The organism is Fodinicola acaciae (assembly GCF_010993745.1).
Lineage (GTDB): Bacteria > Actinomycetota > Actinomycetes > Mycobacteriales > HKI-0501 > Fodinicola > Fodinicola acaciae.
Window position 1 is genome coordinate 1,863,935 of the sequence record NZ_WOTN01000002.1, and the last position, 21,135, is coordinate 1,885,069.

A 21,135-nucleotide genomic window follows, 5' to 3' on the forward strand; every position below is an offset into this window, starting at 1 on the left:
CGGTGGCGGAGGTGGACGGGAATCGAACCCGCCAGCGACAGCTCCTGCCGCTCAACGGTTTTGAAGACCGCGCCGGCCACCAGGCCGGAGACACCTCCCTGGACCATCCGCTCATCATGGCATGCCAGAGCCGGCCAAAGGACCTGCGGCGCGGCCGGCGTGCCGGCAGGATGGACCCATGACGGCCTCTCCAGCGGTGCACCGGTTGACGCAGTACGCGCACGGCGGCGGCTGTGCCTGCAAAATCCCGCCCGGTGAGCTGGAGGCGGTGGTCGCCGGCCTCACCGGCTCGATGGCCGACCCTGGCCGCACTGTCGGCGACCTGCTGGTGGGGCTTGAGGACGGCGACGACGCGGCGGTCGTACGCCTGCGGGACGATCTTGCGGTCATCGCGACCACCGACTTCTTCACGCCGGTCGTCGACGACGCGTACGACTGGGGCCGGATCGCCGCCGCGAACGCGCTCTCCGACGTCTACGCGATGGGCGGCCGGCCGGTCGTCGCCGTCAACCTGCTGGCCTGGCCGCGCGAGGTGCTGCCGTTCGAACTGGCCGCCGAGACACTGCGCGGCGGTCTCGACGTGGCCAGCCAGGCCGGCTGTCACGTCGCCGGCGGCCACAGCGTCGATGATCCGGAGCCAAAATACGGTATGGCGGTGACCGGCATCGGTGACCCCGATCACCTGATCCGCAACGACGCCGGCCGCCCCGGCGTGCCACTGTCGCTGACGAAACCGCTCGGCATCGGCGTACTCAACAGCCGCCACAAGGCAACCGGCGAGCGCTTTCCACACGCCATCGAGGCGATGACCACCCTCAACGAAAAAGCCGCCCAAGCCGCCGTGGCCGCCGGCATCACCGCCGGCACCGACGTCACCGGTTTCGGCCTGCTCGGCCACCTTTACAAGCTCGCACGCGCCTCCGGCGTCACCGCCATCATCGACTCCGCGTCCATACCCTATTTGTCGGGCGCCCGCGAGGCCCTTGCCGACGGTTTCGTCAGCGGCGGCACCCGCCGAAACCTCGACTGGGTCCGCCCGCACGTCGATCTGTCCACAGTGGACGAATCGGAGGCGCTGTTGCTGGCTGATGCTCAGACGTCTGGGGGGTTGCTGTTGGCGGGGGAGGTGCCCGGTGCGCCGGTGATCGGGGAACTGGTTGAGAGGCAGGAGTTTGTCGTGGTCGTACGGTAGGTGGGGTTGCTTGAGCAGATAGTGGTTGCGGTTGAGTTTGGTTGCGTTTCCATGATTGTTGCGTTTGGGAGGTTGTTTCGTCTTCTTTGATTGTTGCGTTTTGGGGTGGTGGCGCCTTCGCGGCGGGCGCTCCTGCGCGGAGGGCGACCTCAAGGGGAGGGGCGCGCGGGGTTTGGCTGTTGGTCCGGTTGAGTGCGGCGGGTGCGGTTGTGTTTGTGGTGTGGTCCGGTTTGTCCGTTCTCCCCCGTCGGCGTCCGGAGGATGAGCACATTCTGGCCGGGCCTGCCGAGCTTGGGTGGGTGGTTGCGTCGCGTACGCGGCAGGCCCGGCCAGAATGTGCTCAAGCAGAGCTCGCCGACGGGGGAGAACGGACAAACCGGACCAGGAGTGTGGCTGGGGCGCCGGAGCTGCGGTGGCGTCTCGGTGGGTGGCGTGAGGGTCCAGTATGTGGGATGCGAAGGCGTGTGGAGCGCTAAATGTCCGGCTTGTGAGGGTCGTGGATGGCATGAGTGTCGAGTTACTTGCGTTGGACGCAAGGAACAAGGCTTTCACGTCGCTGTGATCCCTGGAGGCTGTGACGGGTGTGACTACTGAGGCTGATAATGCTGTTGTGACTACGAGAGCTGCAACAAATGTCCGTTTTGATGTCTTGTTAAACAAGTGTTACGCCACGCAACCACCTCGTCAACGCAACAACCAGAAAATCCGACGACCTCACCGCCGCACCATCAAAAACGCACCCCCAAGACCGGCCTACATAACCGTCCCAAGATGCCAGGGAACGAATTCCTCGTCCCCATAATCAAGAGCTTCACTCTTGGTCGCCTCACCCGACGCGACCCTCAACACTCGCTCAAATATCTCCCGGCCAACCGCCTCCACAGTCTGACCACCGTCGACAATCCCACCACAGTTGATGTCCATGTCCTCGCTCATGTGCTCATAAAGCGGCGTGTTGGTGGCGAGTTTGAGGCTGGGGACGGGTTTGCAGCCGAAGGCGGAGCCGCGGCCGGTGGTGAAGCAGACGATGTTGGCGCCGCCGGCGACGATGCCGGTGACCGAGACCGGATCGTAGCCGGGGGTGTCCATGAAGACGAACCCCTTGCTGGTCACCGATTCCGCGTATTCGACAACCTCGCGCAGTGTCGTGGTGCCGCCTTTGGCGACTGCGCCGAGAGATTTCTCCAGGATGGTGGTCAGGCCGCCGGCTTTGTTGCCAGGAGACGGATTGTTGTCCATCGACCCGCCGTTCTTGGCGGTGTAGTCCTTCCACCAGTCGATACGCCGCAGCAGTTTCTCACCGACCTCGCGGTTGGCGGCGCGGCGTACGAGCAGGTGTTCGGTGCCGTAGATTTCCGGGGTTTCGCCGACGATTCCGGTGCCGCCGTGGCGTACGAGCAGGTCGACGGCGGCGCCGAGTGCGGGGTTGGCGGTGAGGCCGGAGTACGAGTCCGAGCCGCCGCAGTTGGTGCCGAGGATCAGCTCACTGGCCGGCGTCGTCTCACGGCGCGCGCGGTTGGCGTCCGGCAGCATGTCGGTCAGCCGCGCCACGCCTTCGCGTACGGTTTTCGCGGTGCCGCCAAGCTCCTGGATGGTGGCCGAGACGACCGGCAGGTCCGGCCGCAGCACCGCCTCACCGGTCAGCTTGACGATCTGGTTGTCCTCACATCCCAGCCCCAGCACCAGAAAACCGGCGAAGTTGGGGTGGCTGAGATAGCCGCGCATGACCCGGCGGAGCACGCCGATGCCCTCGCCGTCAGGTGCCATCCCGCAGCCGGTGCCGTGGGTCAGCGCGACGACGCCGTCCACGTGCGGAAAGTCGTCGAGTACGCCGGAAAACTGCATCTGCCGCGCGATGTGTTTGGCCGCTGTGGCCGAACAGTTCACGCTGGTGAGCACGCCCAGATAGTTGCGCGTGCCGACCCGGCCGTCGGACCGGCGATAGCCCTGGAAAGTGGCCTGCCGCTCGACCGGCAGGATCTCCTCTTCGCGCGCGTCCACGGAAAACTCGTACGCCCGGTCGAACTCGCGATATTCCAGATTGTGCAGGTGTACGTGCTCACCGGCGGCGATGTTCCGGCCAGCGAAACCGATCACCTGGCCATAGCGGTGTACGGCCGCGCCGGCCGGCACCGGCCGGACCGCGACTTTGTGGCCGCGCGGCACGTCCTGGCGCGTGGTGACCGTACGGCTGCCGCTGCTGGCCTCGCGACCGGCCGGCAGGTCGGTGTTGGCGATGGCGACGTCGTCGGTGTCCCGCAACTGGATGAGTTCCACGACCTCAACGTATGGACGCCGTTTTAGCGCTGTCAAAGCGATCGCTGACCGGATGCGGACCGGCTACGCCCGGTTGCTAGTGTCCAGGGTCGTCGGCGATATGTCGCCCGATCGTTCCCCGCTGGAGCATTTACTAGGTTTTGCCTTGTATGCCGGGAAATTTCGCTACCTAAAGTTTGCCTTGGGTATGGCCGACATCACCCTCCTTCGCGTACATTCCTGCACGGGAGTTTCGGGAGAGGGAGGGAATATGCACGGAATTTTCAGCCAAAAACCCGGTCGAGGCTGGAAACGGTTGACGTACGCGGCGGTTTCCGCTATCGCCGCCGTCGGTCTGGCGCTGGTGACAGTAACGCCGGCATCGGCCGCGCAGCCACTCGGTCCCGGCAACGAAGGCATGAACGGTCCGCGTCCGACCACCAAGTCCGCGCAGCCGATGATCGTCCCGGCCGGCATCCCCGGCATCGACGTGTCCCACTACCAAGGCACGATCAACTGGAGCTCGGTGCGCGCCGCCGGCATCCAGTTCGCCTACATCAAGGCGACCGAGTCGACCAACTACAAGGACCCGACGTTCAACGCCAACTACGTCAACGCGTACAACGCCGGCGTGATCCGCGGTGCGTACCACTTCGGCCGGCCGGGGGCCTCCAGTGGCGCGGCGCAGGCCAACTACTTCGCCTCCAACGGCGGCGCGTGGAGTGCGGACAACCTGACGTTGCCTGGCGCGCTCGACCTGGAGGCCGGCTGCGCCGGCCTCAGCCAGTCGGCGATGGTCAACTGGATCCGCGACTTCTACAACACCTACAAGACGCGGACCGGCCGTGACGTGGTGATCTACACCGCGGCTGGCTGGTGGAGCTCGTGCACCGGCAACTCCAGCGCGTTCCGGCCGCTCACCCCGCTGTGGGTCGCCAGCTGGACTTCGGCCAGCAGCCCCACCATCCCCGGTGGCTTCGGCGGCTACACCTTCTGGCAGTACACCAGCACCGGCTCGGTCAGCGGCATCGGCGGCAACGTCGACCGCGACGTGTTCAACGGCAGCCGCGACCGCCTGCTCGCGCTCGCCAACAACACCCCCTGATTCATCGAAAATCGGAGCGTTTCTTTCCGCACCTGGAAAGGGACGCTCCGATCTTTATCCGAGGTGGAGAGTGTCACCGGGGGACAGTGGCGTGAGCGGGTCGGGCGCGGGACGGCCGTCGAGAGTGGCGGCGTACGACGTCAACGACAACGCGTCGGCGGCCTCGGCGATCGTCCAGGCGGCTACGGTCACCGGCCCCGGGTAGACCGTGACGAGCGGGGCCGGCCGGGTCAGCGCCGCCTCATAGTCGGCCGGCTCGTTGACGTTGACCAGCGACTCCAGCTCCGGATCCACGGCGACCAGCGCCGGATCGGCGAGCAGCGTCGCCTCGTCGAGTCGTACGACCCGGCAGTGCTCGAACAGAAACGCCGGCTTCAGCCGGCCGTCGGCGACCAGCGACCCGACCAGCGGCGCCAGCGAGGTCGCGTACGCGGCGGCCAGCGGCTGTTGGAATCCGCGCGCGACCGGCAGCGCCACGTCGAAGTCCTCGAGCGCGGCGACGACGCGGCGGACGAAGACCGGATGCAGAAACGGGGCGTCGGTGGCCGTCACGAACGCGCGGTCGGCGCGTACGGCCGCCAACCCCACCGCCATGCCGTGCAGCGGCCCCAGGCCGACCTGCTCGTCCTCCAGCACGTCGACGCCTGGCGGCAGCGAGGGAAGCCGCTGACCGGCGGCGCGTACGACCACGACTGGACCATCGACAGCGCGCGCGACCGCACGGACCGTACGCGCCAACAGGGTCGAGCCGTGCCACTCCAACGCCGCCTTCGCGCGCCCCATCCGCACCGACCTGCCACCGGCCAGCACGACTCCGCCGCTGGTCAGGAGCTCACCGTGATGACGCGGATGGTCCAGTCGCCGTTGTCGGACACGGAGGCCTGGACGGTCTGCACGGTGTGGTCGCTGGTGAACTTCACCTCGGCTCGCCGGGTCTGCAGCTTCGTCACGCGCGCGGTGTAGCCGTCCTGCGGCTGGGTGTTGGCCACCGCCATCTTGCCGTCGGTGTACGCGAAGACGACCGAGCCGTGCGACGCGTCGACCTGCCGCTGGGAGTCGATGCGTGGCGACGCCGGATTGGTGGTCGGCGTGGTGCTGGGCTCGTTGCCGTATTCCTGCGAGCCGCCGACCTCCGGATGCGGCTGGTCGTTGTCGCTGCTCCTGCGCGTCGGCGTGCCAGTGGTCTTGCCGGTGGCCTGCTGGCCGGCGGCCGCGCGGTGGTCGCCGGCGGTGTTGCCGTCCTGCGGCGGTGCGTCGCCGGCGGCCGGTGCGTGCGTCGTACGCTGCGGTTGTCCGGCCTGCAGGCGCTGCTTGTCGGTCAGCACGCGCGGAGACTGCGTCGGCGCCGCGACCGATATCGTCTGGTCGACTGGTCGCGGCTGCAGAACCTGGTTAACTGCGTAGCAGACAGCGGCGGACGCGAGGAGGGTGAAAGCCACCCAAACCAAGCCCAACTGCCGTGTGCTGCTCACCACCGCACAATACTTGACCAACGCCTCTCACCCGCCGACATTGCTGGAATCACCCCCACTATGAAGCTCCTGCTGGTCGAAGACGACCCGAATGTACGCCGGTTGCTCACCGACTATCTGAGGTCGAGTAAGTACGACGTACGATCCGTGGCTACCGGTTCGGCCGGGCTGTCCGAGACCGTCTCGTGGCGACCGGACCTGATCGTGCTCGACCTCGGCCTGCCCGACCTGGACGGCGAGTCGCTGCTGCGGATGATCCGCGCGATCTACTCGGCGCCGGTGCTCATCGTGACCGCGCACGCCGACGAGGAGACCACGATCCGGCTGCTGCACGCCGGCGCCGACGACTACCTGATCAAGCCGTTCTCGCCGCCGCATCTCGGTGCGCGTGTCGAGGCGGTGCTGCGCCGCGCCGGCATGTCGACGCCGAGCGCGCCGCTGGCGGTGGGGGAGCTGGAGGTCGACCTGGCCAGCCGGGTTGCCACGCTGCGCGGCGAGCAGCTCAGCCTGTCGCGCAAGGAGTTCGACCTGCTCGCGCATCTGGCGCGGCGCGCCGGTCAGGTGGTGTCGCGGCGTGAGCTGCTGCGCGAGGTCTGGCAGCTGCCGAGCGGCGACGACGACCAGACCATCGACGTGCATCTGTCCTGGCTGCGTCGCAAGCTCGGCGAGACCGCGCAGGCGCCGCGCTATCTGCACACCGTACGCGGCGTCGGCATCAAGCTGGAGCCACCGGCCAACGCGACCGCCGAACCCCCGCGAGGGTGACGTTTTGACGGCGGTTTGGCCAATGTGGACCGCTAAAACGTCACCCTCGATGGGGTCCTCAGGTGGCGTAGGGGAAGACCAGGGTGACGCGGGCGCCGCCGTACGGGCTGCGGCCGATCTCCATCCGGCCGCCGGTCGACTCGACGGTGCGTCGCGCGATGTCCAGGCCGAGGCCGGTCGACCCGGCCGCGCTCGCACCCCGACGCACCGCGCGTGCCGGCGCGGCGATCCCCGGCCCGGCGTCGTCGACCACCACCGACACGGCGGTGGCCAGCTGGAGGACCCGGATCCGCGCCGCCGCGCCGGCCGGCGTGTGCCGGATGACGTTGCCGAGCAGGGCGTCCAGCGCGGCCGCGAGGTCCTTGTCGGCGACCGCGACGATCGCCGGGACGTCGCCGTTGCGTTCGAACTCCCAGCGCCGGCCCTGTTCCTCGGCCAGCGCCGACCAGAAGCGCGTACGGTCGGCGACCGCGCTGGCCACGTCGGTACGTGCCGGTGGCCGGGGCGTACGCGACCGTCGGCTCTCCGCGATCAGCGCGTCGACCTCGCGCTCCAGCGAGACCGCCGCGTCGAGGATCTGGTCCCGGTCGGAGCCGGCCGGCAACGCCTCGGCGCCGAAGCGCAGCGCGGTCAACGGCGTACGCAGCCGGTGCGACAGATCGGCGACCATCTCGCGTTCGGCCGCCAGCAGTTCGACGATCCGGCCGGCCAGTTCGTTCAACGCCTGACCGGCCGCGCGGATCTCCGGCGGACCCTCCGGCTCGACGCGCGTTTCCAGCGCGCCGGTGCCGAGTGCACGCGCGGTCGCCGCCAGCCGCTGCGTCGGGCGTACGGTGCCGGTCGCGATCCGGTCGGCCACGAGTACGGCGACGACGGCCAGCGCGAGCGTACAAACGGCGCAGATCGCCAAGGCCAACGGCAGGTTGTGGTGCAGTTGCGCGTCGGTCACGAAGATCGTCACGACCGCGACGCCGCCGTGCGGCAGTGACACCGGGCTGAGCAGGATCTCGCCACCATCGACCGGCACATACAGCGGCGTCGCCGCATCACGTACGCGTGCGAGTGAGCCGCTGGCCGCCGTCACCAGCGGCGCGCCGACCACCGAACCGTCCGGCATCGCGATCGACAACCGCTGGTCGCGCCCGGCGGCCGTCGCCGCGATCGCCTTCTCCAGCGACGGCCGGTCGCCGGTCACCAGCAGGACGCTGCCGATGACGTACGCCTGCCGCTCGGCCTCCGCGCGCGCGGACCGCTCCGCCGTCGCCACCAGCAGCCACACCAGCGGCACCAGGAAGACGATGGCCATCATGACGGTCACCGCGATCGCGACCAGCATGAACCTGCGTCTCATGCCGCACATCTTCACACGCGGCGGCGGCGCAGCCGCTCAGTTGGCGATGGCGATGGCCTGTCGGATCGATCCCGCGTCCGGCAGATAGCGCAGCAGCGCGTCGGCGAGGTCGGCCCGGGAGATCCGGTTGCCGCCGCGGATCGTGTGGTTGACGGCCGTACGGTAGGCCGCCGTACGCGGGCCTTCGGTCAGCATCGGCGGACGCAGGATCGTCCAGTCGAGCCGGGTCGCGCGGACGACCTCCTCCATCCGCGCCATGTCCGCCCAGCCTTCACGGAGGATCCGGCTGAGCAGCGGTTTGACGACGAAATGCGTCAGCGGACCGTCGGCGGCGTCGTTGATCATGCCGCTGTTGCTGACCACCAGCAGCCGGCGTACGCCGTGCGCGGCCATCGCCGCGGCGATGGCCGCGGTGCCCTCCGTGCAGATGGTCGCCGGCTCGCGGCCGCGCGCCCCGAGCGCCGAGATGACCGCGTCGCGGCCGGCGACGGCGGCGCCGATGGCCTCCGGGTCGCGTACGTCGGCGGTGACGACGTCGAGGTCGCGGCGGCTCAGCCGACTCGCGTCGCGTACCACTGCCGTGACCTCGTGGCCAGCGGCGACGGCCTGGTCGATGACATGGCGGCCGGTGCCGCCGGTGCCGCCGAAAACGGTGATCTTCACGTTCTGCCTCCATGGTGAGTGAGTGCTCACTAACCAGTATAGTTAGTAAGCACTCACTGACAAGGGGGACGATGGCGACGACCCGGGACCGGATGCTCGACGCGGCCGCACACGTGATGCGCGTACGCGGCCTGGCCAGAGCGACGACCAAGGAGATCGCGAAGGAGGCCGGCTTCTCCGAGGCGGCGCTCTACAAGCACTTCAGCGACAAGACCGACCTGTTCGTGGCGGTCCTCACCGAGCGCGTACCGAGCGACCTGAACGGCCTGCTGGCCGGCCTGCCGGACGCGGTCGGTCGCAAGCCGGTGCGTGAGGTGCTGGAGGAGGTGGCCCGTACGGCGGTCGGGTTCTACCGGCAGACCTTTCCGATCGCCGGCTCGCTCTTCTCCGATCCGCGGCTGCTCGCGGCGCACCGCCGGGCACTGGCCGAACGGGGATCGGGCCCGCACATTCCGCGTGACCTGCTGGCCGGCTATCTGGCCGCCGAGCAACGCGCCGGACGGATCAAACCGGCCACCGATCCGACGGCGGCGGCGCAGCTGCTGCTCGGCGCGTGCCTGCAGACGGCCTTCCTGGAGACCTTCTCCACCGAGTCAGCCGATCCGGCGGAGACGGCGTCCGTGCTGGTCAGTACGTTGGTGAACGGCTTCTAGGCGGATGCGCGCCGGTGGTTGGCGATCCAGGCGCGCCGGTCGTCCTCGGTCTGGCCGCCCCACACGCCGTACGGTTCCTGAGCGCGCAGTGCGTGCTGCCGGCACTGCTCGATGACCGGGCAGCTGCGGCAGATCTGTTGTGCTTCCGCGGTCCGCCGCGCGCGGGCCGCACCTCGCTCGTTGTCCGGATGGAAGAACAGCGCACTGTCCATGTTCCGGCAGGCGGCCCGCAGCTGCCACTCCCACTGGGAGACCAACGCCGCTGGCAGCAGCTTCACGTTCGGCATGTCGGCGTACCTTTCGCTCTTCCGCGACCGAAGTCAGACCGTTGGTGCGCGGGATACCCGGCGCCGACATGATCGAAACCAGCGTTAAATGAAAACGGCATGAGGCTTGCCGCGGCGGCTCCGTACGTGCGTCAGCGCTGGCCGGAGACCCGCTCCGGTGTCACGAGTACGGCGACCCGTCGCTCCTCGCGCATCACGCGGTCGTACTCGTCGAAGTCCTCGTGCGTACCACCGGCCGCGGTGAAGATCTCGCGCAACAGCAGCCGCAGGCGTTCCGCGTCGATGCCGTCGGCCGGGTCGTCCGGACCGATCAGCTGCACCGGTCCCTCCACGCCGGCCCACTGCCAGCCGACCCGGATCGTGACGTTGGCGCGCGGCCGCGCGCGCAGGTAGTCGAGCTTTTTGGCGCCACCGACCACGACCAGCGCCACGACCGGCTCGCCGGTGATCGGATGGTCGATGACGCCGGCGTTGACCACCGACGCCTGGATCGTGCCGTCGTCGCGCAGCGTGGCCACGGTGACCAGGCCATGCTCGCCGGGCACCAGCTTGCGGAAACCACTCAGGTCAGTCATGTTTTCCCACCCTAATGAGGGAACAGGTTCACCATCGGCAACTGTTCTGGCCTAGGAAGACTTCCAGGAGGCGAGAAGTGGGACTGACTTTCGGTGGCGCGCCGCTGGCGAGCGACGCCCCGGACACGGTGAACTACACGATCGACGGGCCGGCGCACAAGCTGTTCTTCCGGCCGTTTCCCCGGCGCGTACGCGGCGTGGTCGACGGCGTGACGGTCGTCGACACCGAGCACGGCAAGCTGCTCTACGAGACCAACCTCGGGCCGGTGCTGTACGTGCCGGAGGAGGATCTGCGGCACGATCTGCTGACCGACACGGAGCTCAGTACGCACTGTCCGTTCAAAGGCGACGCGTCCTATCGCACGATCACGGTCGGCGACCGGGTCATCGAGGACGCGGTCTGGGCGTACAAGCAGCCGTTGGTGCCGTGGCTCCAGGGCTACGCCGCGTTCTACTGGGACAAGATCGACCAGTGGTACGACGAGGACGAGGAAGTGCTCGGCCACCTGCGCGACCCGTACCACCGCGTCGACATCCGCAAGAGCAGCCGCAAGGTGGTCGTACGCGCCGGCGACACGGTGCTCGCCGAGACCAGCCGGCCGTACGTGCTCTCCGAGACCGGCCTGCCCAACCGCTACTACATCCCGCGTGAGGACGTACGCGCCGACCTGCTGACGCCGACAGCCACCTCGACGGTGTGCCCGTACAAGGGGACGGCGTCGTACGTGCGCACCGCCGACATCGACGACGTGGCGTGGAAATACGAGGAGCCGCTGGCCGAGTCGCTGCCGATCGCCGGCGCGCTCGCCTTCGACGACTCGAAGGTGACCGTCGAGGTCAGCTGAGCTGTACATCTGGTCGGCGTCGCGGATCGGCCGCGGCGTCGACCAGCCAGTCCAGCGCCTCGATGCCGGCGACGACCGGGTTGGTGAGGCTGCCGACCTCGTCGACGTCGATGCGTACGGTGTCGCCGGCGGTCAGCGTGAAGTCGATCGCCGGCACGATCCCCGTGCCGGTGGACAGCACCGCGCCATCGGGGAACGGCTGGCACTGGAACAGATAGTCGACCAGGTCGGTGAGCTTGCGGTGGAAGGCCGCCGTGGTGATCGACTCGTCGAAGACCGTCTCACCTGCGCGGGTGATCGTCAGCCGGATCGTCAGCGCCGTCTGTGGCAGCTCCCAGGCCGGCCGGATGCCGGCCGAGATCGCGCAGCTGCCGGCGTAGATCTTCGCCTGCGGCAGATAGAGCGGGTTTTCGCCTTCGATCGACCGCGAGCTCACGTCGTCGGCGACCAGATAGCCGACGATCTCGGCCTGTCGGTTGACCACCACTGCCAGCTCCGGCTCGGGCACGTTGAGCGGTGAGTCGGCGCGTACGGCGATCGGCTCGCCGTCGGTGACGACCCGCCACGGCAACGCCTTGAAGAACAGCTCTGGCCGTTGCGCGTCGTAGACCTTCTCGTAGACCGACTGCTCGGTGCTCTCCTCCACGCGCGCCTCGCGAGAGCGTTGGTAGGTGACGCCGGCGGCCCAGATCTCGGTGCGGCCGTCGACCGGCGGCAGCAGCTGCACGTCGCCGACCGCCGACACCGGGCCGGTGCTGGCCGTACGCTCGGTCAGCTCGCGCAGGTCGTCGGTGGCCAGCCGGAGCAGCGAGCCGACCTTCAGCTGCTCGGCGTAGACGCGCAGCGGCGCGTCGGCCCGCATCGCCTCGGCCAGACCGATCCGCACGTCGCCGTACTGGTCCACGAATCTGACGATCAGCATGAGCCCACCCTATGGCCGCCGGTTTTCCGCAGGCGGGCCGGGTGAGGCCGTTTTACCCTGAGAAACGGCACATTTCGGAGGGGTGAATGTCGATCACGGCGAGTTTGCGGCAGCTGTTGGACGGCCGGTGGTCCGCGGCGAAGGCGGCGGCCAGGGACGGCCTGGAGAAGGCCGGTTTCGAGCCGACCGACCAGCTCGGCACCGAGGAGCACCGCGCTCGGATCCATGAGCAGATGCGGCTGCTGGCCGACAGCGGTCACGCGCGGCTCGGTTTCTCCAGCGCGGTCGGTGGGGCCGACGATCTCGGCGGATCTGTTGCGTCGTTCGAAATGCTCGCGTACGGCGACCTGTCGCTGATGGTGAAAGCCGGCGTCCAGTGGGGACTGTTCGGCGGCGCGATCCAGGCGCTGGGCACCGAACGGCACCACATGGCGTACTTGCCGGCGGTGATGAGTTTCCAGCTGCCAGGCTGTTTCGCGATGACCGAGACCGGCCACGGCTCGGACGTGCAGCACCTGCGTACGACCGCGACGTACGACGTCTCCGCGGAAGAGTTCGTCATTCACTCGCCGGATCCCGCTGCTCGCAAGGATTACATCGGCAATGCCGCGCGCGACGGCCGGATGGCGGTGGTTTTCGCGCAGTTGGAGGACCACGGGGTTCATGCGTTCCTGGTGCCGATCCGCGACGAGAGTGGCGCGCCGATGCCGGGTGTGTGGATCGGTGACTGTGGACGAAAAGCCGGCCTGAACGGTGTCGACAATGGACGGTTGCTCTTCGATCGGGTGCGGGTGCCGCGTTCGGCGCTGCTCAACCGCTATGGCGATGTGGCTCCGGACGGCACGTACACGAGCCCGATCGAGAGCGCGTCGCGGCGGTTTTTCACCATGCTCGGCACGCTGATCCGCGGCCGGATCAGCGTGGCCGGCGCCGCCGGCAGTGCGACCAAGGTGGCGCTGGCGATCGCGATCGGCTATGGCGAGCGGCGGCGGCAGTTCGCCGCGCCTGGCGGCGAGGAAAACCTGATCCTGGACTACCTTGTGCACCAACGCAAACTCCTGCCGGCGCTGGCGCGGACGTATGCACTGCATTTCGCGCAGGAACAACTGGTCGCCACCATGCACGACGGCCCGGCCGACGAGCAGGGCCAGCGCGAGCTGGAGGCACGCGCGGCCGGCATCAAGGCGGTGGCCACCCAACACGCCACCGAGACCATCCAGATGTGCCGGCAGGCCTGCGGCGGCGCCGGCTATCTGTCGGCAAACCGGTTGCCGCAGCTGAAAGCCGACACCGACGTGTTCACCACCTTCGAAGGCGACAACACGGTTTTGCTGCAGCTGGTGGCAAAAGGCCTGCTGACCAGTTATCGTGACCATTTCGGCGAGCTGGACGTGCTCGGCACGGTCCGGTTCGTCGCCGACCAGGTGGTGGAGAGCGTGATCGAGGCGACCGCCGCGCGTACGCTCCTGCAGGCCGACCTCGGCGACCGCGCGTACCATCTGAAACTCTTCGAGGACCGGGAAAAACACCTGCTCGACGGCGCGGCCCGGCGGCTGCGCCGGGCCGGCAAGGACAACGCGTTCGAGGTTTTCAACGCCAGCCAGGATCATCTGCTGGCAGCGGCACGCGCGCACATCGACCGGCACGTGCTGGAGGCCTTCGTCGCCGGCATCGCCGCGTGTCCGGACGAGGAAGCCGTGGCGTTGCTGGAAAAGGTGTGCGACCTGTACGTACTGTCCACAGTGGAGTCCGACCGCGGCTGGTTCCTGGAGCACGGCCGGCTGTCGCCGAGCCGCGCGAAGGAGGTCACGCAGCGGGTCAACGCGCTGTGCGGCGAGCTGCGGCCGCACGTGGACGTCCTGATCGACGCGTTCGGCATCCCGGATGCGTGCCTGAGCACCGAAATGTAGTCGTCGTCAGACCAGCGCCGCCGGTGGGCGGTCGGTGCCGAGGTCGGAGTAGGCGTGCGCCAGATGGCGCTCGGCCACCGCCCGCTCCAGCGGCTCCTCGGTCGCCTGCGCGATGGCGAGCGCTCGCCGGTGGTGCTTCAGCGCCACCACCGGCGCGCCGTGCCGGCGCGCCAGCTCGCCGAGGTTGTTCAGGATTTCGGCCTGGTGGCTGCGGTTTCCGGTGTCGCGCGCGACACCGTAGGCGTGCTGGAAATGCGTGCCGGCGCGCCGGTCGTCGCCGAGCAGCCGGTGCGTACGACCGAGGCCGTTGAGCGCATTGCTTTCCACGTAACGGTTTCCGCTGCGCCGCGCGACCATCAGCGCCTGTTCGAACCTGCTCTGCGCGTGGCCGAGCTGTCCGATGCGGCTGTGGATCAGGCCGAGGTTGGTCAGCGCGTGCGCCGCCACGTACGGATTTCCGGTGCGGCGCGCCAACATCAGGCCCTGCCGCGAGCAGTGCAGCGCGTTCTCGTCGTCGCCGGCGAACCAGTACGCGATGCCAAGGCCGACCAGGCACCGTCCGTGCAGGTCGTGGTCGCCGATCTCGCCGGCGACCGCCACACTTTTCCGTGCCGTGGCAACGGCTTCGTCGTATCCGCCCAGACGCGCGGTGGCGGCGCTGAGATGGTGCAACGCATATCCTTCGACGTCCAAGTCGCCTTGCTGCTGAGCGATGTCGATCGCGTGGCGAAAATCGGCGGCGGCGCGTGCGTAGCGGCTCCAGCGCCAATGCACGACGCCGAGCGCGTGTGCCGCATGTGCCTCACGGCCGTCCGCGGTCAAAGCGGCTTTGTGCAATGCGTGTGCGTCGTCGTTGTAGCCGCGGAGGTCGAGAAAGTGCCACAGCGTACGGGAAAGCTCGCCGAGCGCGCGCCGGTCGCGGTGTGCCAGCGCGAGGAGGTTGTGGCGTTCGGTTTCCAACCATGTCATCGCCTGCGCATAGCCGTCCACCGAGTCGTGCGAGGAGATGGCGTCGGAAGCCGCGGCGGCGGACCGCAGGTAATAGCCGGCGATCCGGTGCAGGCCAGCGTCATGGTCGCCCGCGTGCTCGGCGGCGTACAGGCGGACCAGGTCGTGCATGCCGAAGCGGCCCGGTTTGGCTTCCTGCAACAGATGTATGTCCACGAGCTGCCGCAGGCACGCGCGCGTCGGACCGGTCGGCAGGTCGAGCAGGCTCGCCGCGGCCGGCACCCCGACGTCCGGGCCAGGCGCCAGGGCCAGCTGCCCGAGCAGTGCGGCGGCAGGTGGGTCGAGCGCCTCGTACGAGCTGGACAACACCGTCCGGACGTTCGCGGTCAGGTCAGCGCTGGCCAGCACGTCCAACCGGTCCGACGCTTTTTCCAGGTCCGCGGCCAAACTCGCCAGCGAGAAGTCCGGCTGGCTGTGCAGCCGCGCGGCGACGATCCCCAATGCGAACGGCAGTCGCGCGCATCGCCGCACCAGTGCCGCCGCGGCCGCCGGTTCGGCGGCCAACCGTTCGCGGCCGACAGCGCGCTCCAGTACTGCCACCGCGTCGGCCATGTCGACGACGTCCAACGGCAGCTGCAGCGCGTTGTGACCGCTCACCAAACCGGTCAACCTGTTGCGGCTGGTGACGATGACGGTGCAGCCGTCGACACCCGGCAGCAGCGGAGCGACCTGACCGCTGTCACGAGCGTTGTCCAACACGACAAGGATCCGTTTGCCGGCCACCAGGCTGCGAAACAGGCCGGTCTGGGCCTGTGGCTCGGCCGGAATCGCGGTGACGCCGAGACCTTCCAGGAGCGCGCGCATCGCCGCGGCTGCCGGCAACGGCGGATCGGCCGCGGAGAAACCGTGCAGCTGGACGAAAAGTTGTCCGTCCGGGAAGTCGTCGAGGTGGTCGTGCGACCAGCGCAGCGCGAGCCAGGTCTTGCCGACTCCGGCGCCGCCGGTCACCGCGATCACCGAGCTGTCACTCCGCTGCACCAGCCCGGTCAGGCCGGCCAGATCCTTGGCGCGGCCGGCAAACCTGCGCGGTGCGGCCGGCAGTTGACGCGGCACCAGGCCGGTCGCCGCAGGTCCTGGCGGCGATTTCTCGGCCAGCACGTCGGCGTACGCCTGCCGCAGCGCCGGCGTAGGATCCGTGCCGAGCTCGGTGGCGATCTGACGGCGTACGGCCTCATAACACCGTAATGCCTCGGCCGACCGTCCGTTCTGGTGCAGCAGAAGGATCAGCCTGACCCACAATGACTCACGCAACGGATATCGCGCGGTGAGCGCGGTCAGCTCGGCGATCAACGGCGTGCCGACACCTTTGGCGATATCGATGTCGATGCGGCGTTCGACCGCGGTCAGATAGCGCTCGACCAGCAGCGGACTCGCGGTGCGGCGCAGCCATTCGCACTCCAGGCCGTCGAATGGCTCGCCTCGCCACAACGCCAACGCCTCGGCCAGCACGGCGCGCTCGGTGGTGGATTGGTCAAGCAAGGCGCCAAAACGCAGGGCGTCCACGGCGTACGGACTGACATCCAGCCGAAAACCCTCCGGCCGGGTCTGGACGTACGGTCCGCGCAACGCCGTCCGCAGTCGGGTCGCGTACGTCTGCAGGGTCCGCCGCGGACTGACCGGCGGCCGCTCGTCCCAGACGATCTCGGTCAGCCGGTGGACCGACACGGACCTGCCGGCCGACATCGCCAGCGCGGCCAGCATCGCCGGCAACCGGCCGGCCGGCAGCGGCACCGGTCGACCATCGACCTCGACCTCGACCGGGCCGAGCACATTTATCGTTATCGCAGGCACGGCTCCTCCGTGGGGGGTGCGCAACCCAAGCCGGCAGGCAGATCTACCATAACGCCACCACCGGCGCGCTCGATCAGAAAATGTTCGCAGTGATGAGATTTGTTGCTGTTTTGCCGAAATGTCGGTGAAGCTGTTGTGAAGCAGTTGAGAAGACACCGGCTGTTTCGATCTCTCCGGCTTTCTGTCTGAGCGCGGAGGAGGAATGGATGTACGGACGAATCAGCCGGCGGTTGCTGCTTGCGTTAGCTCTGGCCGTCGTGATGGCGCTGGCGCTGACTGGCCAGCAGCATGCCGCGTACGCGGCGGTGACGCGGGCCGGGATCGCGGAGACGGCACGCGCCGAGGTCGGTTATGTGGCGTCGCCGAGCCAATGCCAGAAATACGGACCGCTGTGCGACGACTGGTGCGCGATGTTCGCCACCTGGGTCTGGGAACACGCCGGTGTCGCCGGTGCGCCACGATCGACGTACGTGGCGACCGCCATCGGCAGCTGGGGTGTGAACAACGGCCTGTTCAAACGGCGTCCGGCCGGCGGCGTCGGTTCGCCGCTGCCGGGTGACCTCGCCGTCTACGGCGAGCCGGGTTCCGGGCAGGGCGGCCACGTCTCGGTCGTCTACTCGGTGAACACCAACGGGACGATCACCACGATTGACGGAAACTACAACAACGCCGTGAAAATGCGCGAGATCAACCCGGCGACCGCCAGGGCCGGCGCGCGTAACGTCCTCATCTCCGGATATGTCGCGCCGCCCGGCGTGACCGACGAACCCTTGCCGCCGAGCGGAAACGTCGGCGATTTCTCCGGCGACGGATATTCCGACGTGCTCGGGGTCGACGGCGCCGGGATGTTGTGGTTCTACGGCAACAACTCCAGGTCCAGCGGGCAGTTCGTGCCGAGCCTGGCCGTGCGTGCCGGCATCGGAAACGGCGGCTGGCAGTCGTTCCGACGTGTCGTTTCCGCCGACTTCTCCGGCGACCGCTACGCCGACGTACTCGGTGTCGATGGCGCTGGAATGCTGTGGTATTACGGCAACAACTCGATGAGCAGTGGCTCTTTCGTGCCGAGCCTGGCCGCGCGTACGCAGGTCGGCAACGGTGGCTGGCAGAACTTCACGTTCTTCCAGGCCGGTGATTTCTCCGGTGACGGCTTCGCCGACGTACTGGCCGTCGACTCAGCGGGCATGTTGTGGTTCTATCCCAACAGTTCCAAGAGCACCGGCTCTTTCGTGCCGAGTCTTGGCGCGCGGGTGCAGGTCGGCAACGGCGGCTGGCAGAACTTCAGGTTCCTCCAGGTTGGTGATTTCTCCGGTGACGGCTTCGCCGACGTACTGGCCGTCGACGCCAACGGACAGCTGTGGTTCTATGGCAACAACTCGATGAGCACCGGCACCTTCGTGCCGAGCCTGGCCGCCCGTGTCCAGGTTGGCAACGGCGGCTGGCAGAACTTCTCGTTCATGCAGGCGGCCGACTTCTCCGGCGACCACTTCGCCGACATCCAGGCGGTCGACGCCAACGGACAGCTCTGGTATTACCCCAATTCCTCGATGAGCAGCGGCCATTTCGTCCCGAGCCTCGGCGCGCGCGTCCAGGTTGGCAACGGTGGCTGGCAGTCGTTCACGTTCTTCGCCTGATAGGAAAACCATGAAGACTCTTCTGAGATGGCCGCTCGTGGCAGCGGTCACGACGGTGTTGCTCGCCGCCGTCGCGGCGCCGGCCTACGCGGACGCGAACACGGATTACATCAACGCGGCCGCGCCGTCGGCGCAGCAGGTGCAGGCGGAGTTTCGCGTGCCGGCCTCGGTCGCGATCGGCCAGTCGGCCCTGGAGTCCAACTGGGGTCGCAGCAAGCTGACGGTGAACGACAGGAACTATTTCGGGTTCAAATGCACCTCGGCTGGCGATCCGGGACCGATCGCGACCGGCTGCCACGACTATCCGACGCAGGAGTGCGGACCGTCCGGTTGCCAGACGGTGCACGCGTACTTCCGTGTCTACGCCACCGCCGCCGACTCGTTCCGCGACTATGGCCGTCTGCTGGCCACGTCGTCGCGTTACGCACCGGCGTTTCAGTACGTCGACAATCCGGACCAGTTCATCCGCGAGGTCGCCAAGGCTGGCTATGCCACCGATCCTGACTATGCCAGCAAAGTCATCGGCCTGATGCAGACCTACGACCTCTACCGGTTCAACCAGTTGCGCCACTCCGGCGCAGTGAGCGACTTCTCCGGCGACGGATATTCCGACGTGCTCGGCGCGGACAGCGCCGGAATGCTCTGGTATTACCCCAACAGCTCCAAGAGCACCGGCGCGTTCGTGCCCGCACTCGGTGCGCGTACGCAGGTCGGCAACGGTGGCTGGCAGTCGTTCCAACGTGTCGTCTCCGCCGATTTCTCCGGTGACGGTTACGCGGACGTGCTCGGCGTCGACTCCGGCGGACAGTTGTGGTTCTATGGCAACACTTCCAGGACCACAGGCACCTTCGTGCCCAGCCTCGGCGCGCGGGTGCAGGTCGGAAATGGGGGATGGCAGAGCTTCAGGTTTGTCCAGGCCGGCGATTTCTCCGGTGACGGTTACGCGGACGTACTCGCCGTCGACTCGGCCGGACAACTGTGGTTCTATCCCAACAACTCCAAGAGCACCGGCTCCTTCGTGCCGAGTCTGGGCGCGCGGGTGCAGGTCGGAAATGGGGGATGGCAGAACTTCACGTTCTTCCAGGTCGGTGACTTCTCCGGTGACGGTTACGCGGACGTACTCGCCGTCGACTCGGCCGGACAACTGTGGTTCTATCCCAACAACTCCAAGAGCACCGGCTCCTTCGTGCCGAGTCTCGGTGCGCGCGTGCAGGTCGGAAATGGGGGATGGCAGGGCTTCAGGTTCTTCCAGGCGGCCGATTTCTCCGCCGACGGCTACGTCGATGTGCAGGCCGTCGACGGCAACGGCCAGCTGTGGTTCTACCCGAACAGTTCCAAGAGCAGCGGCGGGTTCGTACCGGCACTCGGTGCGCGGACGCAGGTCGGCAACGGTGGTTGGCAGTCCTTCCGGTTCTTCACCTGATCCGGTTGCCTGTGGTCGCGTGCCGGGGCGCCGTCGCCGCCCGGCACGCGACCGCCCATCTCGGCTGGCCGGTCCCGAAGCCGGGTCGCGAGTATTGGGCGGGGGAAGCGGCGTCGGAGTTTGACGAAGCATGTAGAAGTATTCTGGCCGACGTTCGTGGTCGCGAGGCAGGTGTTCACCCCGCCCACGCCCGGCACCGCCTGGACGGCGGGGTGCCAGCGCTGGACCTGCGCCACCGCCAGCACGCTCGGGTCGAAGACCGTATCCGGCAACGCCGCCTGGCTCCAGATCGTGCTGACCGCCATCGAAGTGGAAGGGGAATGGTCGGCCGATCTCGGATATGCGGCGGGTGGTGGAGGGGATCGCGTGGCGGTTTCGGACCGGGGCGCCGTGGCGGGATATGCCGGAGCGTTTCGGGCACTGGAACACGATTTATGGCTGGTTCTGGGACTGGTCGAAAGACGGTACCTGGGATCGAGTGCTGCAGGAGGTGCGGAAACAGGCCGCCAGCGCTGGTGACCTGGAGTGGGTGGTGTCGGTGGACGGGTCGATCGTGCGTGTCCATCAGCACGGCGCAACCCTCGCGCGCGACACGAGTGATGCAGGTGACCACACAGGGGGCTCTACAGGGGGCTCTACAGGGGGCTCTACAGGGGGCTCTACAGGGGGCTCTACAGGGGGCTCTACAGGGGGCTCTGTCGAATTACAAGAAAACCCGCGACCCCGGACCAGGTGAACCGGCCGGTCACGGAATCGGTAAGTCCAGGGGTGGCCTGACGACGAAGTTCCACGTCGCGGCCGACCTCAAGCAGCGACCGTTGGGGCTGGTGGTCACCGGCGGACACGCCGCGGACTCCACGTTCATGCACGTGGTACTGGAGACCATCAGCATCTCCAATGGCCGGCCCGGCCGGCCGCGGACCAGGCCGGACCGGGTGATCGCCGACAAGGCGTACACCGGCAAGCCGTGCCGCGACTACCTGGCCCGGCGCGGCATCAAAGCCACCATCCCCGAACGTGGGGACCAAAAACGTGGTCGCGCCAACCGCGGGTCCGCCGGCGGCCGACCTCGCACTTTCGATCCAGAAATCTACAAAGGCCGCAACGTCGTGGAACGCTGCAACAACAAACTCAAACAATGGCGCGGCATCGCCATGAGAACAGACAAAACCGCACGCAGCTACCTCGCCGGACTCACCCTCGCCGCCACGCTCATCTGGACCAAATCACTAGTTTAGAAACACGGCCTAGATAACGAAGACAGCGCTGTGTGACGCTGCTTTCGT

General features: G+C 67.8%; 19 protein-coding genes and 1 tRNA gene. 10 read left to right on the forward strand and 10 right to left on the reverse strand.

The window, feature by feature from the left end; translation table 11 throughout:
- Positions 1–3 precede the first annotated feature (3 nt).
- Positions 4–98, reverse strand: a tRNA-Sec gene (locus GNX95_RS24000).
- 80 nt (positions 99–178) lie between these two features.
- Between GNX95_RS24000 and selD the strand changes: the two genes are divergently transcribed.
- A complete protein-coding gene (gene selD / locus GNX95_RS24005; protein WP_163509633.1) occupies positions 179–1,192 on the forward strand; it encodes a selenide, water dikinase SelD in 1,014 nt (337 codons plus the stop codon).
- A 753-nt stretch (positions 1,193–1,945) separates the two neighbouring features.
- Here the strand turns inward: selD and GNX95_RS24010 are convergent.
- Positions 1,946–3,469 carry a UxaA family hydrolase gene (locus GNX95_RS24010; protein WP_163509634.1) on the reverse strand — a complete coding sequence of 508 codons (1,524 nt, stop codon included), beginning with the start codon at positions 3,467–3,469 and terminating at the stop codon, positions 1,946–1,948.
- A 250-nt stretch (positions 3,470–3,719) separates the two neighbouring features.
- Between GNX95_RS24010 and GNX95_RS24015 the strand changes: the two genes are divergently transcribed.
- On the forward strand, positions 3,720–4,553 hold the full coding sequence (locus GNX95_RS24015) for a GH25 family lysozyme (RefSeq protein WP_163509635.1): 834 nt from the start codon (positions 3,720–3,722) through the stop codon (positions 4,551–4,553).
- A gap of 54 nt (positions 4,554–4,607) precedes the next feature.
- On the opposite strand, the gene mobA is transcribed toward GNX95_RS24015, so the two are convergent.
- Both mobA and GNX95_RS24025 read right to left on the reverse strand, forming a co-directional pair.
- A complete protein-coding gene (gene mobA, locus GNX95_RS24020; RefSeq protein WP_281356947.1) occupies positions 4,608–5,363 on the reverse strand; it encodes a molybdenum cofactor guanylyltransferase in 756 nt (251 codons plus the stop codon).
- Positions 5,364–5,377: 14 nt separating this feature from the next.
- Positions 5,378–5,878 carry a hypothetical protein gene (locus GNX95_RS24025; protein WP_163509636.1) on the reverse strand — a complete coding sequence of 167 codons (501 nt, stop codon included), beginning with the start codon at positions 5,876–5,878 and terminating at the stop codon, positions 5,378–5,380.
- Positions 5,879–6,085: 207 nt separating this feature from the next.
- On the opposite strand from GNX95_RS24025, the gene GNX95_RS24030 reads away from it, so the two are divergent.
- The gene (locus tag GNX95_RS24030; protein WP_163509637.1) at positions 6,086–6,790 is read left to right on the forward strand and encodes a response regulator transcription factor; all 705 of its coding nucleotides are present in this window, start codon (positions 6,086–6,088) and stop codon (positions 6,788–6,790) included.
- 58 nt (positions 6,791–6,848) lie between these two features.
- On the opposite strand, the gene GNX95_RS24035 is transcribed toward GNX95_RS24030, so the two are convergent.
- Both GNX95_RS24035 and GNX95_RS24040 read right to left on the reverse strand, forming a co-directional pair.
- Positions 6,849–8,141, reverse strand: coding sequence for a sensor histidine kinase (locus GNX95_RS24035; protein ID WP_163509638.1), 1,293 nt, complete (start codon positions 8,139–8,141; stop codon positions 6,849–6,851).
- A gap of 36 nt (positions 8,142–8,177) precedes the next feature.
- A complete protein-coding gene (locus GNX95_RS24040; protein ID WP_163509639.1) occupies positions 8,178–8,804 on the reverse strand; it encodes an NAD(P)-dependent oxidoreductase in 627 nt (208 codons plus the stop codon).
- A 71-nt stretch (positions 8,805–8,875) separates the two neighbouring features.
- Here GNX95_RS24040 and GNX95_RS24045 point away from each other — a divergent pair, with 71 nt between their 5' ends.
- Entirely contained in the window at positions 8,876–9,457 is a 582-nt protein-coding gene (locus GNX95_RS24045; protein WP_163509640.1) for a TetR/AcrR family transcriptional regulator, read from the forward strand.
- Here the strand turns inward: GNX95_RS24045 and GNX95_RS24050 are convergent.
- Together GNX95_RS24050 and GNX95_RS24055 are read right to left on the reverse strand one after the other, a co-directional pair.
- Positions 9,454–9,744: a WhiB family transcriptional regulator gene (locus GNX95_RS24050; RefSeq protein WP_163509641.1), complete on the reverse strand. Its 291-nt coding sequence runs from the start codon at positions 9,742–9,744 to the stop codon at positions 9,454–9,456. The genes GNX95_RS24045 and GNX95_RS24050 overlap by 4 nt on opposite strands.
- A gap of 131 nt (positions 9,745–9,875) precedes the next feature.
- Positions 9,876–10,319, reverse strand: coding sequence for a TIGR03618 family F420-dependent PPOX class oxidoreductase (locus GNX95_RS24055; protein ID WP_163509642.1), 444 nt, complete (start codon positions 10,317–10,319; stop codon positions 9,876–9,878).
- 77 nt (positions 10,320–10,396) lie between these two features.
- On the opposite strand from GNX95_RS24055, the gene GNX95_RS24060 reads away from it, so the two are divergent.
- On the forward strand, positions 10,397–11,164 hold the full coding sequence (locus GNX95_RS24060; protein ID WP_222853846.1) for a DUF427 domain-containing protein: 768 nt from the start codon (positions 10,397–10,399) through the stop codon (positions 11,162–11,164).
- On the opposite strand, the gene GNX95_RS24065 is transcribed toward GNX95_RS24060, so the two are convergent.
- Positions 11,157–12,086, reverse strand: a complete 930-nt coding sequence (locus GNX95_RS24065; RefSeq protein ID WP_163509644.1) for a fumarylacetoacetate hydrolase family protein — start codon at positions 12,084–12,086, stop codon at positions 11,157–11,159. The genes GNX95_RS24060 and GNX95_RS24065 overlap by 8 nt on opposite strands.
- 86 nt (positions 12,087–12,172) lie before the next feature.
- On the opposite strand from GNX95_RS24065, the gene GNX95_RS24070 reads away from it, so the two are divergent.
- Positions 12,173–13,996 (forward strand): acyl-CoA dehydrogenase family protein, encoded by a 1,824-nt coding sequence (locus tag GNX95_RS24070; protein ID WP_163509645.1) that lies wholly within the window; start codon positions 12,173–12,175, stop codon positions 13,994–13,996.
- A gap of 6 nt (positions 13,997–14,002) precedes the next feature.
- Here the strand turns inward: GNX95_RS24070 and GNX95_RS24075 are convergent, their stop codons facing one another.
- Entirely contained in the window at positions 14,003–16,795 is a 2,793-nt protein-coding gene (locus GNX95_RS24075) for an AfsR/SARP family transcriptional regulator (RefSeq protein ID WP_163509646.1), read from the reverse strand.
- A gap of 206 nt (positions 16,796–17,001) precedes the next feature.
- On the opposite strand from GNX95_RS24075, the gene GNX95_RS24080 reads away from it, so the two are divergent.
- From GNX95_RS24080 to GNX95_RS24095, 4 genes are all read left to right on the forward strand, one after another.
- On the forward strand, positions 17,002–18,426 hold the full coding sequence (locus tag GNX95_RS24080) for an FG-GAP-like repeat-containing protein (protein WP_163509647.1): 1,425 nt from the start codon (positions 17,002–17,004) through the stop codon (positions 18,424–18,426).
- Positions 18,427–18,436: 10 nt separating this feature from the next.
- Complete coding sequence (locus tag GNX95_RS24085; RefSeq protein ID WP_163509648.1) at positions 18,437–19,849, forward strand: glucosaminidase domain-containing protein; 1,413 nt, start codon at positions 18,437–18,439, stop codon at positions 19,847–19,849.
- 340 nt (positions 19,850–20,189) lie between these two features.
- On the forward strand, positions 20,190–20,585 hold the full coding sequence (locus GNX95_RS44395; RefSeq protein ID WP_425483912.1) for a transposase: 396 nt from the start codon (positions 20,190–20,192) through the stop codon (positions 20,583–20,585).
- Positions 20,545–21,087, forward strand: a complete 543-nt coding sequence (locus tag GNX95_RS24095; RefSeq protein ID WP_425483895.1) for an IS5 family transposase — start codon at positions 20,545–20,547, stop codon at positions 21,085–21,087. Before GNX95_RS44395 ends, GNX95_RS24095 begins: the two co-directional genes overlap by 41 nt.
- Positions 21,088–21,135: the final 48 nt, after the last annotated feature.

What these genes read in the sequence shown, in the direction of transcription:
- selD (WP_163509633.1), top strand. Translation starts at nt 179, where the DNA reads ATGACGGCCTCTCCAGCGGTGCACCGGTTGACGCAGTACGCGCACGGC.
- GNX95_RS24015 (WP_163509635.1), top strand. Translation starts at nt 3,720, where the DNA reads ATGCACGGAATTTTCAGCCAAAAACCCGGTCGAGGCTGGAAACGGTTG.
- GNX95_RS24030 (WP_163509637.1), top strand. Translation starts at nt 6,086, where the DNA reads ATGAAGCTCCTGCTGGTCGAAGACGACCCGAATGTACGCCGGTTGCTC.
- GNX95_RS24035 (WP_163509638.1), bottom strand. Translation starts at nt 8,141, where the DNA reads ATGAGACGCAGGTTCATGCTGGTCGCGATCGCGGTGACCGTCATGATG.
- GNX95_RS24045 (WP_163509640.1), top strand. Translation starts at nt 8,876, where the DNA reads ATGGCGACGACCCGGGACCGGATGCTCGACGCGGCCGCACACGTGATG.
- GNX95_RS24050 (WP_163509641.1), bottom strand. Translation starts at nt 9,744, where the DNA reads ATGCCGAACGTGAAGCTGCTGCCAGCGGCGTTGGTCTCCCAGTGGGAG.
- GNX95_RS24055 (WP_163509642.1), bottom strand. Translation starts at nt 10,319, where the DNA reads ATGACTGACCTGAGTGGTTTCCGCAAGCTGGTGCCCGGCGAGCATGGC.
- GNX95_RS24065 (WP_163509644.1), bottom strand. Translation starts at nt 12,086, where the DNA reads ATGCTGATCGTCAGATTCGTGGACCAGTACGGCGACGTGCGGATCGGT.
- GNX95_RS24070 (WP_163509645.1), top strand. Translation starts at nt 12,173, where the DNA reads ATGTCGATCACGGCGAGTTTGCGGCAGCTGTTGGACGGCCGGTGGTCC.
- GNX95_RS24080 (WP_163509647.1), top strand. Translation starts at nt 17,002, where the DNA reads ATGTACGGACGAATCAGCCGGCGGTTGCTGCTTGCGTTAGCTCTGGCC.
- GNX95_RS24085 (WP_163509648.1), top strand. Translation starts at nt 18,437, where the DNA reads ATGAAGACTCTTCTGAGATGGCCGCTCGTGGCAGCGGTCACGACGGTG.
- GNX95_RS44395 (WP_425483912.1), top strand. Translation starts at nt 20,190, where the DNA reads ATGCGGCGGGTGGTGGAGGGGATCGCGTGGCGGTTTCGGACCGGGGCG.